14 protein-coding genes are annotated in these 15106 nt (G+C 66.4%); 10 read left to right on the top strand and 4 right to left on the bottom strand.

Features of this window, described 5'->3' with window-relative positions; translation table 11 throughout:
• Positions 1–596, bottom strand: a 596-nt coding sequence (locus AC1DYI_RS12985) for a calcium-binding protein (protein ID WP_477204532.1), incomplete at its 3' end; no start/stop codon positions are given.
• A 255-nt stretch (positions 597–851) separates the two neighbouring features.
• On the opposite strand from AC1DYI_RS12985, the gene AC1DYI_RS12990 reads away from it, so the two are divergent.
• Both AC1DYI_RS12990 and AC1DYI_RS12995 read left to right on the top strand, forming a co-directional pair.
• Positions 852–4106: a sensor domain-containing protein gene (locus tag AC1DYI_RS12990; RefSeq protein WP_477204533.1), complete on the top strand. Its 3255-nt coding sequence runs from the start codon at positions 852–854 to the stop codon at positions 4104–4106.
• Between the two features lie 143 nt (positions 4107–4249).
• Positions 4250–4471, top strand: coding sequence for a hypothetical protein (locus tag AC1DYI_RS12995; RefSeq protein ID WP_477204534.1), 222 nt, complete (start codon positions 4250–4252; stop codon positions 4469–4471).
• Positions 4472–4559: 88 nt separating this feature from the next.
• Here AC1DYI_RS12995 and AC1DYI_RS13000 read toward each other — a convergent pair whose 3' ends face one another.
• Both AC1DYI_RS13000 and AC1DYI_RS13005 read right to left on the bottom strand, forming a co-directional pair.
• Positions 4560–5453, bottom strand: coding sequence for a dienelactone hydrolase family protein (locus AC1DYI_RS13000; RefSeq protein ID WP_477204535.1), 894 nt, complete (start codon positions 5451–5453; stop codon positions 4560–4562).
• Between the two features lie 79 nt (positions 5454–5532).
• A complete protein-coding gene (locus tag AC1DYI_RS13005) occupies positions 5533–6897 on the bottom strand; it encodes a M20/M25/M40 family metallo-hydrolase (protein ID WP_477204536.1) in 1365 nt (454 codons plus the stop codon).
• Between the two features lie 75 nt (positions 6898–6972).
• On the opposite strand from AC1DYI_RS13005, the gene AC1DYI_RS13010 reads away from it, so the two are divergent.
• The 3 genes from AC1DYI_RS13010 to AC1DYI_RS13020 all read left to right on the top strand — a co-directional run bounded on the left by AC1DYI_RS13010 (position 6973) and on the right by AC1DYI_RS13020 (position 9450).
• On the top strand, positions 6973–7314 hold the full coding sequence (locus tag AC1DYI_RS13010) for an ATPase with chaperone activity (RefSeq protein WP_477204537.1): 342 nt from the start codon (positions 6973–6975) through the stop codon (positions 7312–7314).
• A gap of 177 nt (positions 7315–7491) precedes the next feature.
• A complete protein-coding gene (locus tag AC1DYI_RS13015) occupies positions 7492–8568 on the top strand; it encodes a hypothetical protein (protein WP_477204538.1) in 1077 nt (358 codons plus the stop codon).
• A gap of 237 nt (positions 8569–8805) precedes the next feature.
• Positions 8806–9450 (top strand): H-NS histone family protein, encoded by a 645-nt coding sequence (locus tag AC1DYI_RS13020; protein ID WP_477204539.1) that lies wholly within the window; start codon positions 8806–8808, stop codon positions 9448–9450.
• 108 nt (positions 9451–9558) lie between these two features.
• Here AC1DYI_RS13020 and AC1DYI_RS13025 read toward each other — a convergent pair whose 3' ends face one another.
• Positions 9559–10062 (bottom strand): Rossmann-fold NAD(P)-binding domain-containing protein, encoded by a 504-nt coding sequence (locus AC1DYI_RS13025; protein ID WP_477204540.1) that lies wholly within the window; start codon positions 10060–10062, stop codon positions 9559–9561.
• Positions 10063–10294: 232 nt separating this feature from the next.
• Here AC1DYI_RS13025 and AC1DYI_RS13030 point away from each other — a divergent pair, with 232 nt between their 5' ends.
• The 5 genes from AC1DYI_RS13030 to AC1DYI_RS13050 are packed head-to-tail and all read left to right on the top strand — an operon-like array spanning position 10295 to position 15090.
• A complete protein-coding gene (locus tag AC1DYI_RS13030; protein ID WP_477204541.1) occupies positions 10295–12604 on the top strand; it encodes a heavy metal translocating P-type ATPase in 2310 nt (769 codons plus the stop codon).
• A 4-nt stretch (positions 12605–12608) separates the two neighbouring features.
• On the top strand, positions 12609–12776 hold the full coding sequence (gene ccoS, locus AC1DYI_RS13035) for a cbb3-type cytochrome oxidase assembly protein CcoS (protein ID WP_477204542.1): 168 nt from the start codon (positions 12609–12611) through the stop codon (positions 12774–12776).
• A gap of 58 nt (positions 12777–12834) precedes the next feature.
• Positions 12835–14274, top strand: a complete 1440-nt coding sequence (gene ccoN / locus AC1DYI_RS13040) for a cytochrome-c oxidase, cbb3-type subunit I (protein ID WP_477204543.1) — start codon at positions 12835–12837, stop codon at positions 14272–14274.
• A gap of 13 nt (positions 14275–14287) precedes the next feature.
• On the top strand, positions 14288–14908 hold the full coding sequence (ccoO, locus tag AC1DYI_RS13045; protein ID WP_477204544.1) for a cytochrome-c oxidase, cbb3-type subunit II: 621 nt from the start codon (positions 14288–14290) through the stop codon (positions 14906–14908).
• 14 nt (positions 14909–14922) lie between these two features.
• Positions 14923–15090: a cbb3-type cytochrome oxidase subunit 3 gene (locus AC1DYI_RS13050; RefSeq protein ID WP_477204545.1), complete on the top strand. Its 168-nt coding sequence runs from the start codon at positions 14923–14925 to the stop codon at positions 15088–15090.
• The last annotated feature ends 16 nt before the right edge of the window (positions 15091–15106 follow it).

The raw sequence follows: 15106 nt of genomic DNA on the forward strand, positions 1-15106 counted from the left end.
GGCCACAAGCTGAGGTTTTCTTCGCTCTTGCCCAACGTGTAGTCGATGCTGGGTCGGACGGTGTCGATGCCTTCGCCGTTGTGTTCCTTCACCACGTCGCCCGGGTCGTCGACGTAGTAAATGTCGTTGCCGGCACCGCCGACCATCGTGTCGGCGCCGGCTTTGCCGTCCAGCTCATTGGCGCCGACGTTGCCATACAAGCGGTTGTCCAACTCGTTGCCGGTGGCATTGATGTTGTCCGTTCCGGTCAGCCCGACGTGCTCGACGTTGGCGCCGAGCGTGTAGCTGACCGCGGCCATCACCACGTCTTGACCCTGGTGCGCCTGCTCGATGACCGTGTCGCCGATGTTGTCGACGACGTAGGTGTCGTTGCCTTTGCGGCCGGCCATCTGGTCGGTGCCCTGCAGGCCGTCGATCGTGTCGTCGCCCGACGTGCCGTGCAGGTCGTCGTTACCTGGCGTTCCCACGATCAGCTTGAGTGGGCCCACGTCATCCGACGGCAGGAACCACGGCGACCAGGAGCGGTCCTCATCGTCAAGCCAGGCGCCGCCGGCGCGTGCCGCGGCTCGATCCATCAGCAACCAGCGATTCAGCATGGTGGCCTCCTTGGGCGTGGATTCAACGAGTGGGCGGCCATTGGGCGCCGCTTGCCAAGCGGGGGTCAATCCTGAGACTGCCAATTAGTGGCGGATCGCGGCGCTTGAAGACCCCCCAACTTAGGGGTAAGACACGCCGAAGTGACACACAAGATTCGGCGCGTGTTGTTGGTATTCGGCAGTCTTGTGGTCAAGCCGAGCCGATCGCTGTAGGCTTTGTGCGCCGCCTCGTCGTGAGGCTGGCGAAAGGCGGCAATGGCGCGTTGGCCCTGGACCGCCCACGGGATCATCGGCACGCTGGTGGCGGCGTTTGGGGTGCTGGTCGCCGCCAATGGGCTGCATGACCTGCCGTGGGTCAATGCCTTGATTCAGGAAGGGTCTGRACTCGGCCTCGGGGCCGGGTTGCTGTTCGTGTGCGCGGGCGCTGGGTTGGCGCTCGTCGACGGCCAGAGGCAGTCACGCACGAAGAGCATGTGGCTGGATGCTTGCGCGGCGGCCTTGCTCGTGTACGCGACATTGGCCTTCTTGCAGTCGGTGCTGAATGCCAATTGGGGGCTGGACTTCTCCAAGGCGTCGGTGCTCCCGACACCGCAGAACCCCCACCCGGGTCGCGTGGCGCCCAGCACTTGCCTGGCCTTCATGGCGGCGGGCGTGGCGCTGCTGATGGCGAACCGACAAACGATCGGCGTGCGCCAGAAATCGGCGTTGAAAGCGGCCACCGTGCTGCTGTCTGCCTTTGCGCTGCTGGGCCTGCTGGACCACCTGCTGGGCCTGCAGCAACTCTATCGCCTGGGCAAGTTCAACCAGATGCTGCCATCGACGGCGTTCGCACTGGTCGCGTTGGCGCTGGGGTTCTGGCTGCTGCTCAGGCGCCGCTTTGCACGGCCAGAGTCGCAAGAGGCGGCGTACATGGAACGCCGCATCATCTACCGCGCCTTGACCACCCTGACGGTGGTGGCGCTCGGCGCCGGCCTGGCCGGCTTTGCGGTGATGCGCGAGACCTTCGAGCAAACCATCACCGACAACGTCGGTGACGCTGCGAAGACCCATGCGCTGGCCTTGTCGAATACGCTGCAGACCAGCCTGTGGTTCCCGCGCATGATCGCCTCCCGCCCCGGTGTGCGCGACGCGATCCGCAAGTCTCGTGCCGAGGGCACGGGCGCGGCCGGCCTGGAGCAACTGAAGTACCTGGCCTCGACCTTCGTCGGTGACGAGGTCGTCGGGGTGAGATTCCTTGCGGATGACGGCCAGTTGCTGGCCGAGGCCGGGCAGTTCCTCGACCCGTCGACCCTCGTGAGCCACGACCTGTCGGTTGACGCCGCGGCGGCCGAGTTGCTGTGGGCAGAAGGCTATGTGCTGCGCACCCACGTGCCGTTCGATCTGGATGGACAACGTATCGGCACCCTGGTGACCGAGCAGCGGCTTCGTTTGTTCGACGAGGTTCTGCAAGCTCTTCGGGAGGTCAACGAAAGCTCCGACGCGGTCATCTGCAGCGTGCGCGAGCAAATGGCCGCCTGCGCCCCCAGCCGCTTCTACAGGAAGGCCTTCTCGGTACCGCTGCTCGACGCCCAGGGCAAGCCGAGCTACCCGATCACGTTGGCGCTCAATGGCAGCTCCGGCGCCATGATGGTGCTGGACGCGCGCGGCGAACCGGTCGCCGCAGGGTACGCGCCGATCGGCGACTCCGGCCTCGGGCTGGTCGTGAAGACGGATGTGCACACCATCTACACCCCGATCCGCCACCGCTTCAACCTGGTGGCCCTCCTGATCATCGCCTTCGTGCTGGTCGGGACCTGGGCACTGCGCTCGCGCGTGCGACCGCTGCTGACAGCACTGATGGCCGAACAGCGGCGCACCCAATCGATTCTCGACACCTCGAGCGATGCGTTCATCGCCATCGACACCGAAGGCCGGGTCGGCGACTGGAATGCCGAGGCGAGCCGCTTGTTCGGTTGGAGCAAGGCCGAGGCGGTCGGCAAGACCTTGTCCGAACTGATCGTTCCCCTGCAGTACCGGCAGGCCCACAACGACGGCTTCGCGACCTTTGTGCGGACCGGCACCGGCCCGGTGCTCAACCGCCGCACCGAGATTGCCGGCCTGCACCGCGATGGCTACGAGATTCCGATCGAGCTGTCGATCTCGCCGATGCCGACGGCCAAGGGCTTCGGCGCCAACGCCTTCGCGCGAGACATCCGCGGGCGGCAGGAAGCCCAGCAGAACCTCGCCCGGAGCGAGCGGCGCTTGCACGAGGTCATCGACAACATTCCCGCGATGGTGGGCTACTTTGATCGCCACGAAAGGTGCATCTACGCCAACGACCTGGGCCGGCGCGTCAACGGGCTGCAACGCGGGCAGGAGCAGGGCATGAGCCTGCGCGAAGCGGTGGGCGATGACAACTATGCGCTGCATGCGCCGCACATCGAGTCGGTGCTCAACGGCCATCGGCGCAGCTTCGAGGCGAGCGTGATGCGCGATGGTCGAGAAGCGCACTACCAGGCGCACCTGATCCCGCAGACATCGGCCGGCGGCGAGGTGACGGGCTTTTATGCGATGTCATTCGACGTGACCGCGCTGCGGCGCGCCCAGCTTCAGCTCGAGCGCAGTGAAAGTCAGCTGCGTGCCATTGCCGACAACCTGCCGGTGATGATCTCGTACATCGACAAGGACCAGCAGCTGCGTTTCGTCAACCGTACCTTCGAGCAATGGACCGGCATTCCGATCGCCAAGGCCTTGAACCGGCCRCTGGTCGACGTGATCGGCCCGGAGCTGTACGAGCAACGTTCCAAATCACTGAACGAGGCGCTGACCGGCAAGCGGATCGAATTCGAAGTCAGCTCCGACGCGATGGGCATGAAGCGGGTGCTGCACACGCTGTACATCCCCGATATGGCTTCGGTCGGCGAGGTGCTGGGCGTCTACACCTTGACGACGGACGTCACCGCGGTCCGCGAGTCGGAGCGCAAGCTGGCCGAACTGGCGCTGAACGACCCGTTGACCGGGCTGGCGAACCGGCGCTGCTTCGAAGACATGCTGACCGAGTCGCTGTCGCGCGCGCGGCGCGCGGGCACCGGCATCGCCCTGATGTTCCTCGATGTCGACCAGTTCAAGGCCATCAACGACACTTATGGCCATGCCGCCGGCGACGCCGTGCTGATCGAGTTCTCCAAGCGCTTGACGGGCAGCGTTCGCTCGACGGATTCGGTGGCGCGCCTGGCCGGCGACGAGTTCGTCGTGATCCTGGACAGCGTGCGCAACAGCGATGAAGCACGCCGCGTGGCCGAAAAGGTGCTCGCCCACATCAGAAAGCCGATGCAGCTGAGCACGGTAGTGCTGAACGTCACCACGAGCATCGGCGTGGCCTACCTCAGCGCCAGTTCGTTGTCCACGCCGAGTGAGCTGCTGGCCCTGGCCGACGAGGCGCTGTATGCGGCCAAGATGAAAGGCCGCGACACCCTGCACGTGGTGCCGCCGGACCTGCAGGTCGTCGGCGTCGAGAGAAGACGCGGCTGACAGGCAGGGCACGCCTTGTAGGCGTTGTCCTATGCGCGGATCTCGCCTGCGTCGACTGTCGCGCTGGCCGCTGGTGAGCCAACATCGCGTTGCCTGCTGCACAGGCAAGCGCCAATGCAGCTTCCTCCTCAGAAAGACCAGCCATGTCGCATCACCGCCTGCCATCCCAGCGTGTCGAGCAACTCCGAGAGACCTTGCAGCCCACGGTCGACCTGCTGCACCGCCGGCGAGCGGCGCAGATTCCCGCCGATGACCTCGACGATTGCGTGACCCTGGACTGGCTGAAGTGGGACGGCGGCAGCCTGCGGCTGACCGTCACCGGCGAAAACATCCTGCGCCAGCAACAGGAACTCAGCCCGGCCTGAGGCGCACCGGTAACGCGAGCCAGTAACGCGTCAGTGCCTGGCTACGCCGGCGGCTACGCCGGCGGCTGCGCCGCCGGCGCCCTGCACATCACACCAAGCCGGCCTTGTACAACGCCACCAGCGCGCGCCAGGCGCGTTCGGCTTCAGCCGCGTTGTAGATCGGCGCGCCGCCCTCGACCGGCATGTCGGCCACGCACCAGCCGTGCAACGCTGCGTAGACCTCGACGGTCGCCGGCACCTTCGCATCGGCAAAGCTCTGCTTCAGCGTGTCCTTGGCTTCCGGCTGCTTCTGGTCGTCGTTCGACGCCACGCCGAAGTACATGCGGGCCTTGATTTTCGGCGCCAGCAGGTGAGGGCTGTCCGGCTTGTCGGTGACCAGCCCGCCCCCGTGAAAAGACGCACCGGCGCCGATGCGGGGTTGTGTCGCGGCGGTGCGAACCACCAGCCCGCCGCCCATGCAGTAGCCCTGGGTGCMGATCTTCTTGGTCTTGTCGACGGCGGCCTGCGCATCGAGGAACTCGACGAACGCCGCCGCATCTTTCTCTGCCGCTCCGGCCGCGGTCACCGAGCCCATCAGCGGCTTGAGCTTGGCCCACAGCGCCTGGTCCTTGAAGTCGGCGTTGGCCGCGGTCTCGAACACCGGCGCCTTGGCCATGCGGTAGAACGGGTTCGGCACCAGCACCGAGTAGCCTTCGGCCGCCAGCCGCTTGGCGATGTCTCGCATCGCCGGCCGCAAGCCGAACGCGTCGGGCCAGATCAGCACGGCGGGGTACGCGCCGGTGGCCGGGTGGATGAAGGCGGCGTCGCAGGTGCCGTCCGCGGTCTTGATCGTCACCTCGTCGGTGACCACCGCCAGGCCAGCGGCTGATGCCGACGCCGCAGCACCGCCTAGGCCGGCGGCGACCGACAGCGCAACGAAATCGCGCCGGGAGAAATCAGTCACCGTGTCGCCGAATGCCGGCGGGCTCACTGTCCGATCCATCTTGCAGGCTCCTGTGGTCGTTGATCTCGAAGCCGGCGAGCATACGCCTGGAATTTGGAGACATTGTGAGCGGTCGGGCTCAGAACGCACCCGGATCGCCGGGGAAGACCACCGGAGATTCGTAGCCGTCTGCCGAAATGGCCGAGACGCCGAAGAACCAGTCATCGATGACGACGTTCTTCAAGGTCAGGCGGTTCGCCGGCTGCGTATCGGCGGCCACGAATCGGCTGAACTTCCACTGTGGCTCGGTCGTGCTGCGCCACCAGGCGCGGTAGCCAGCAACGCTGGCCTGCGGCTCCCACTTCAGCGTGGTGTCGGGCGTCACCGCGCCTTCGATGGCCACGCCTTTCGGCGGCGCCGGCGCGTTGGCCAACGCGGCCAGCGTGACGATGTTCAGCCGCGTCACCTGGGCCAGGTAGTCGAAGTCGACGAACTCGATCGTGTCGCCATAGCGCACGCCGTTCTCGACCCGCAGGTCCTGGTGCTGGTGGGTGTAGTCCTCGTGCGCCTCGGTCACGCGAACAGCCGGGAAGCCCAGGTCGAGAAACGCCACCTGGTCGCCGCCGCGGCCGTAGCGGTCGGTACGGTAGACCATCTGCACGCGCAGGTTGGTGAGGTAGCGCTCGGCCAGCGTCGCCATGAAGCGCGCGATGTTGCGCGACGGCGAATCGACCTCGCCGCCGTTGTAGCGGCGGCGCCCCGCTTGAGCCGTAGTCTCCAGAGCTTTGGTCCCTTCCGAGAACACGCGCACGGTGCTGTTGTCATGAACGCCGTCCTGACCGTGGCTGTTGCCGACGATGTCGTTGTTGAGATCGGCTTCGACCTGCCAGCCCTGGGCGCGTGCGTATTCGGCCAGCACCTTGCCGCCGTACAGGCCTTGCTCTTCGCCAGAGAGGGCCGCATACACCACCGTGGCGCGAAGGCGCTGTTTCGACAGCACCCGTGCCGCTTCGAGCACCGCTGCCACGCCCGAGGCGTCGTCGTTGGCACCGGGCGCGTCGCTGGTGCTGTTCATGATGTCGGACACCCGCGAGTCCAGGTGGCCGGTGATCAGGATCACCCGGTTCGCATCGCTGCTGCCGCGCTGGATGGCGACGATGTCCATCACCTCGGTGGGCTGCGGCGCGCGGGGGCCGGTGAAGGTCTGCGAAGGTGTCACCACCTCCAGGCAGTTGCCGCATTGTTTGGACAGCTCGGTGAAACGCCGCTGCACCCAGCGCCGTGCAGCGCCAATGCCGCGCTTGTCCGATTGGGTGTCGGACAAGGTGTGGCGAGTCCCGAAGTCGACCAGCGTCTGCACCGTGGTCTTCAATTCAACCGGGCTAACCGCCGCGGCGACCTCGCGCAGCAGCGGTTGTTCGGTGGCCGGTTCACCGGCCATCGCCGGCGCGGACGATGCCGACGCGGCCAGCATCAGACAGGCAATGAAGCGAGGGCGGGGCATGGCGTCTCCTGGTTTTCGCGGCGAAGTCTAGAGCGCCGCAGCTGGCCATGAGCCTTCGCGGGCAATAATCGTTGGGTGAATGAAGACAGCCAACTGATCCTCCCGCCCTCGTTCGTGGCACTGTTCGTCGATCCCGGCCGCATCAAACCCAACCAGCCGCGCGAGTTCATCCAGCAGCGCTACGGCTTCTRCGAAGACCTGGCGACGATGCTGGTGGAGACGGCCCGGACCAAGCAGTGGGAACTGGGCATCGCCGAATCGGACGTGTTGGAGCGGGTCCACGAGGGCCTCATCGGCGGCGGCATGCCGGTCTCTGAGGCCGAAGCGCAATGGGTGTCCACCCGACTCGCCGAATTGCTGGAGTGGACGCCGATCTTTCGCCCAACCCCGTCGTCGGAGCAGCAGCCACCGGATTGAGGCGACCAGATGGGGGCGACCTGTACGGGGCACGGCAGCAGGACTACGATTTCGCGCGTTTGATGTCCGTGCATTGCTGTTGCGAGGTGCCCCATGAGAATCCGTCTTTCTGCGATTCGAGTGCTGACCGCTGTGGTGGCCAGCTCGGTATGGGTTCTTGCCTCTGCCGAGACCGACATGGCCGGATTCCGCCGCGGGCCCGTGGGACCCAGCCAGGTGGTCGTCCACTCGGCGCTGGGCGGATTCATCCTGGGCTATGACATCGACCAGACCGGCACCGAAGGCCTGCTGAGCGAGGCGCTCACCTTGCCCGACGGGCGCGCCGATGTCGCCGTCGAAACCTTTGACCAAAAGACCGGCGCCATCGTCAAGGTCATCAAGCAGCTGTCGGACAGCAAGAGCGACTTCGTCACGCTCGGCATCTTCGGCAAGCACGTCGGGCTGGTCGAGTTCGAGCATGTCAGCAAGCTCTATGTCGACAAGCGCGTCTATTCGCTGCTGGACCCGGTCGATTCAAACAGCTTCACCGGCCGCTGGACGCCACCGTTCGGCGGGCCGGACGACATCATCACCGCAGGTGCGGCCAGCCAGGGCTCTGCCAAGACGGCCATGCTCGGCTTCAAGAACCGCGGCGGCGACTTCAGCTCATATGTATTCAGCTCAAACGTCGGCGCCAACACCTTCGGGCCGGTGATCAGAGTCCAGGATTCCATCTTCGATTGGAACCATTCACCCGTCATGGCCCTCGATGGCTCGACCAACCAGGCCGTGCTCGGCTCTTCACTCGGCTGCTTCGGCTGCCCCACGCAAATCGGCCTGATCAACCTCACCACCGGGGCGCAGACAGGATTCAACGGGCTGGGATTCGGCTACGTAAACGGGATCGCGGTCGACTCTGAAACGCGCATCGTCTGCACCACGACCGAAGACGATTTCAGCGTCGAGTTCTATGACCTGGCCCAAGGCACGAGCACCATCGTCGTGCTTCCGGGCGCCACCAGCCAGGCCCAAAGCGGCGGCGCAGTGGCGGTCGATCCGATTCACAAGCTGTTCCTGGTCGGGCAAACGTTTTCCAGCACCGCGGCCAGCGGCAGCAGCATCCAGGTCTTCGACGAGCAAGGCAATTTCGTCGAATCGCTCAATGGCTTTCATCTGCCGGCGAGCCCGGCGTTCATGGCCTTGAACCCGAAACGCCGTATCGGCTATGTGATCGTGGCGCCGGATCTGAACACCCTGCAGAAGTTCAGTTATTAGTGAGCAGCCATGCGGCTTCCTTGAGAGCGCCCCCAGGCGGCGGCAAACACCGACGCCGCCCCCCGAGGGGGTGAGCCAACTCGGGAACGGCCCTTCATTGGCTCAAGTGCGATTGACGTTTTCACGCGCCATTTGAAATGGACGGTTGCTCTTTTCGCATCGATTCAATGGCCATATCCGGTAATTGCGCGCCGAATTGAATAGACTCGCGCCACCGCAACTGCTTGGAAGTACCGCATGGCCACACTGGCATCGATCAAGAAACAAATCGCTGATCTTCAGAAGAAAGCCGAAGCACTGGTCAAGGCTGAGTCGAGAGACGTCATTGCCAAGGTCAAGTCATTGATCGACAAGTACCAGTTGACCGCGGAGGACCTGGGATTCGCCGCAGGTCGCGCCGCCGCCACGACTGGCAGCGTTAGCAAAGCTGCCAAGCCGGCCAAGGCCAAGCGCGGCGCTGGCGCGCGCAAGAAGACGGCGGCCAAATCGGTCGGCGTCGCGATGTACCAGGACCCGAAGAGCGGCAAGACCTGGACCGGCCGCGGCAAGCCGCCGAACTGGYTGGCTGGCGTCAAGGACCGCAGCGCGTTCCTGATCGGCGCAGCCGAAGCCGCGCCGGCCCCGGCAGCGCCGGCCGAAGCCCCGCGCAAGAAGGCCGGGCGCGTCAAGAAGGCCAAGGCGGCCGCCCCCGTCAAGGCCGCAACGCCGGCCAAGGCAGCGCGCAAGTCGAATGGCGCGAATGGCGCCAAGCCCGCCAAAGCCAAACGCGCCGCCAAGCCGGTGGCCGAGAAGCCGGCCGCGAAGAGAGCCGGCAAGGGCAAGGCCGCACAGGCCGCAGCGCCCGCTGATTCCGGCCAAGCCGCGTCGGCCGCCGCGGCCTGATTCGCCTGCTAACGGCGAGGGTGGGAGCACGGGCCGCGGGAGCGGCTGGTCGCTCTCATTCCCGCCGCGCCGGGCTGGCCGGCGTCTGACCGACGCCGGCACCCGCGCTCACACGACCGTCGCGAGCAGCACGGCCTGCAGCACACGACGCCGTTTCTCGGCCTGGGGCTCGTCCCCGTCGAGCATCACGGCGAGTTCGGCGCTGGCATGGGCTTGCGAAGCCAGGCCGTCGTAGATTGGAATGCCGGCGGCACCCGCCAGCTGTTGCACCTGCGAAGGCGGCAGCCCCTGGCATTCGACCGCGTCATACAGCCGCCCCAGCATGCGGGCGGTGTCCCGCACTTCGGTGGCTGTGCTGTCCGCGGTGAAGGCCGAGCGGATATGGGCCACGTGTGCGCCCAGCTCATTGGCGGCGTGGCGAAAGAGCAGTGCCTCGTCTGCATCCCCCGCGCCACACAGCAAGCCCAGCTTCTTTCCCCGCAACAAGGGTTGCGGAGCACCGACCCGTGCAGCGTGCTGCAGCCGGCGGGCGTCGGCCAGCAGGGCTTGGCTGTCAAGCGATGGCCGCTTGGCCGGTGCATCGGGCTTGCCGTGCGGGAGTGGCGATTGCATGAAGACAGGCAGAGGTGCGAGCAGGGAAGGTCGTGAGAGGCAAGCCTAGGACGCTGCGCGCCACCAGGCCTTGACGCCGATCAAGCCACGGCGCCGCCACCCATGCCCATACACAAATCGTCACGCCGCGCGTGATACGCGCCAGCGCGGCAGCCACTTTGCCGGACCGGGTCCACCGCCCGCTTGACGCCGATCAAGCCGGCTGAGCCCGGTCGACCCGACCATTGGCGGGATGACCAACGTCGCGCCGCAAGACGACCCCGAAACCGCCCGCTTCACGCGCTGGACGGCGGATGGTCGCGCCGTGGGCGGGCGTCGCCTGGGTGAATCGTCGCTGAAGATCGGCGGCATCCATTGCGCCTCGTGCGCGGGCACGCTGACCGATGCGTTGCAGGCTGTCGATGGCGTCGTCAGTGCGCATGTGGATGCGGCGGCCCAACTGGCCACGGTGTTGTGGGATCCGGCGCGCACCCGCCCGTCTGCCTTTGTTCATGCTGTCGAGCAAGCCGGATATTCGGCGGTGCCCGACACGGCCGCTGCTGCACGTCACCTGCGTCGCAGTGAGGCCCGCACGGGCCTGTGGCGGCTGTTCGTCGCCGTGTTGTGCGCGATGCAGGTGATGATGCTGGCGACCCCCGCCTACCTGTCGGGCCCGGGCGAGCTGGCGCCCGACTTGAAGCAATTGCTCGACTGGGGCAGCTGGGTGATGACGCTGCCGGTGCTGTGCTTTTCGGCCGCACCGTTCTTCCAGGGCGCCTGGCGTTCATTGCGTATGAAGCAGGTCGGCATGGACGTGCCAGTCGCGCTCGGGATCGGCGTGGCATTCGTGGCCAGCACGGCCGCGGCTTTCGATCCCCAGGGGGTGTTCGGCGCCGAGGTCTACTTCGACTCGCTGACGATGTTCGTCTCGTTCCTGCTCGGTGGCCGCTACCTGGAGATGAAGTTGCGGCACCGGGCCGAAGAGCAGCTCGAGGCTTCGCTGACCGAGCTGCCGCAGACGGTGCAGCGGGTTGGTGCGGACGGCAGCGTCGAGACGATCAGCGTGGGCGAAGTGCAGATCAACGACGTGCTGATGATTGCCAGCGGGCAGGTGGTGGGTGCAGACGGCGTGCTGCTGCAGGGCGAGACCCAGCTCGACGAAGCCTTTTTGACCGGCGAGTCGCGGCCAGTGGCCAAGTCGGCGGGCGACGCGGTGGTGGCCGGCAGCGTGAACTTCGGTGCGCCGGTGACGATGCGGGTGTTGCGTGCAGGCGCCGACACCCGCTACGAGCAGATCCTGGCGCTGATGCGCGAAGCGCGCACGCGGCGCACGGCGACCCTGAGCCGCAGCGACCGCTGGGCCGCGCCCTTCCTGTGGGCCGTCTTGCTGCTCGCCGCAGCGGCCGGCGGCTGGTGGGCCGTCAACGAGCCGCACCGGGCCGTCTGGGTGGTGGTGTCGGTGCTGATCGTGACCTGTCCGTGCGCGTTGTCGCTGGCCGCTCCGTCGGCATTGCTGGCATGTGCCAGTGCCATGGCGCGCCGCGGCGTGCTGCTTCGGCGGCTCGATGCGATCGAAGGCCTGGCCCGCATGCAGGTGCTGTTCACCGACAAGACCGGAACACTGACCGAGGCAAGCCTGCGTTGCGGCCACGTCGATCGTCTGCCAGGGGCTGGCGACCTGAGCGACGCAGAGATCCGGACCGCGGCAGCGACCTTGGCGGCCTGGTCGACCCACCCGTTGGCCAAGGGCCTGGCATCGCTGGGGCACGGCATCGCGATGCCTTGGCAGCAGGTCGAGGAATCTACCGGCGCCGGTCTGCAAGGCGTGGCACCCGACGGTTCCGTGTGGCGGCTGGGCTCGGCCGACTGGGTCGGGACGCACGCAGATGCACGAAACGGCACCAACCTCTGGCTGAGCCGCAACGGCTGCATGGTCGCCTGCTTCCAGCTCGACGAGCAGTTGCGCAGCGATGCCGTGCAAGCCGTTGCCGCCCTGCGGGACGACGGCGTGGCGGTGACCATCCTGTCGGGCGACACCCGACCACGCGTCGAACGCGTCGCGAGCTTGCTGGGCGTGGGCTGCAGCCACGCCGCGATGAAGCCCGAGGACAAGCTGGCCATGGTGCGCCAAGCCCAGCAGTCTGGCCAGGTGGTCGCGATGATTGGCGACGGCGTCAACGACGCACCGGTGCTGGCTCAGGCCGACGTCTCATTGGCGATGGGCGAGGGCGCCTGGGTGGCCCGCGCCGAGGCCGATGGGGTGCTGCTGGCCAACGGACTGGGTGACTTGGTGCGTGCCCGGCAGCTGGCACGCAAGACGCTGCGCATCGTGCGCCAGAACATGCTTTGGGCCGCTGGCTACAACGCCGTCTGCGTGCCGATGGCGCTGGCGGGCTGGCTGCCGCCGTGGGCCGCAGGCCTGGGCATGGCCTGCAGCTCGCTCGGGGTGGTCCTCAATTCGATGCGCGTGGCCCGCCCGGGCCCGTCGCAGGCTCAACAAGTGCCCGCGAGATTGGCTGCCCCGCCGATGGCCGCGCAGCCAGCCGGCCTGACAGGGCCCTGACGCCATGGACATCCTGTTCCTGCTGATCCCGTTCTCGGTGCTGCTGGTGCTCGGCATCCTCGGCGTCTTCGCCTGGGCCCTGCAAGGGGGCCAATTCGACGACCTCGAGCAACAAGGGGCCGAAATTCTGGCCACCGATGGCGCCGCACTTGATGAACATCAAGGGCCCTGAAGACCAGCCGTCGAAGAATCCATTCCATCGTCAATGGATTGTGAGAACGGAGGCTTCGATGAACGCGACAGCGCAGGCTGCAGCGCCGGTGAACTACACCGACGGCCCCGTCCGCGGCTTTGCGCTGGCGGCCGTGGTGTGGGGCATCGTGGGCATGCTGGTGGGGGTGGTCATCGCCGCCCAGCTGGCCTTTCCTGACCTGACCTACGACATCGCTTGGCTGTCCTACGGCCGCCTGCGGCCGCTGCACACCAACGCCGTGATCTTCGCGTTCGGCGGCTGTGCGCTGATGGCCACCAGCTTCCATGTGGTCCAGCGCACCTGCCAGGTGCCGCTGTTCCTGCCGAAGCTCGCCAACTTTGTCTTCTGGGGCTGGCAGGCCGTCATCGTGCTGGCCGCCATCACCTTGCCGCTGGGCTACACGCAGGGCAAGGAATACGCCGAACTGGAATGGCCGATCGACCTGCTGATCGCGGTCGTCTGGGTGGCCTACGCGATCGTCTTCTTCGGCACCGTTGGCAAGCGCCGCGTGCGCCACATCTATGTCGCGAACTGGTTCTTCGGCGCCTTCATCATTGCCGTCGCCCTGCTGCACATCGTCAACAGCGCGGCCATGCCAGCCAGCCTGTGGAAGAGCTATTCGGCCTACGCCGGCGTGCAGGACGCAATGGTCCAGTGGTGGTACGGCCATAACGCGGTCGGCTTCTTTCTGACCGCCGGCTTCCTCGGGATGATGTACTACTACATCCCCAAGCAGGCCGAGCGCCCGGTCTACAGCTACCGCCTGTCGATCGTCCACTTCTGGGCGCTGATCTTCACCTACATGTGGGCGGGCCCGCACCACCTGCACTACACCGCGTTGCCCGACTGGGCGCAAAGCGTCGGCATGCTGTTCTCGCTGGTGCTGTTGGCGCCGAGCTGGGGCGGGATGATCAACGGCGTGATGACGCTGTCGGGCGCCTGGCACAAGCTGCGCGACGACCCGATCCTGAAGTTCCTGATCGTCGCGCTGAGCTTCTACGGCATGGCCACCTTCGAGGGGCCGATGATGTCGATCAAGACAGTCAACGCGCTGTCGCACTACACCGACTGGACGGTGGGCCACGTGCACGCCGGCGCGCTGGGTTGGGTGGGCCTGATCTCGATGGGCTCGTTGTACTACCTGATCCCGCGCATGTATGGCCGCACGACGATGTACAGCGTGCCGGCGATCAACCTGCACTTCTGGATCTCGACGCTCGGCATCGTGCTCTACATCGCAGCGATGTGGATCGCCGGGGTGATGCAAGGCCTGATGTGGCGCGCGCTCAACCCCGACGGCACGCTGGTCTACACCTTCGTCGAAAGCGTCAAGGCGACCTTCCCGTTCTACGTCGTGCGCCTGACCGGTGGCCTGCTGTACCTCAGCGGCATGCTGGTGATGGCCTGGAACGTGGTGATGACGATTCGCAGCGGGCAGGTGAGGGCGGCGGTGATTCCGCGCCTGGCCCACGCCTGAGGAGCAACTATTCATGGCCCAGAACATTCAAGCCACTGGTCACGAGCGCATCGAGACCAGCAACTTCCTGATGATCGTGCTGATCCTGTTGGTCATCGCAGTCGGCGGGCTGGTCGAGATCGTGCCGCTGTTCTTCCAGCGCTCGACGACCGAGCCGGTGCCGGGGCTGCGGCCCTATGACGCGCTGCAGCTCGTCGGGCGCGACGTCTACCTGCGCGAGGGTTGCTACAACTGCCACTCGCAGATGATCCGCCCGCTGCATGCCGAGACGCTGCGCTACGGCCACTACTCGACCGCCGGCGAGTTCGTCTACGACCACCCGTTCCAGTGGGGCAGCAAGCGCACCGGGCCCGACCTGCACCGCGTCGGCGGCAAGTACAGCGACGAATGGCACCGCCTGCACCTGGCCGGCCCGCGCGACCTGGTGCCCGAGTCCAACATGCCGGCGTACCCCTGGCTCGACCGCAATGCGATCGACCCCGAGAGCGTGCCGCCGCGGCTGCTGGCACTGAAGCGGCTGGGGGTGCCCTACACCGAAGCCGAGGTCGCCGCGGCCGCCGAAGCGGTCAAGGGCAAGACCGAGATGGACGCAGTCGTCGCGTACCTGCAGTCGCTGGGCACGCACGTCAAGTAAAGGAGTACAGGCAAATGGACCTGAACGACATCCGCAGCGCCGTGACGCTGGCCAGCTTCGCCCTCTTCATGAGCTTGATGGCGTGGACCTGGTGGCCGAAACGCCGCGCTGGCCACGAGGCCGCAGCGCGGCTTCCCTTCGAGGGCGAGCTCGAACAATCCGACAACGAGGTGGCGCCGTGAGTGATTTCACCAGTGG

The organism is Ideonella sp. P3_A4 (assembly GCF_056403075.1).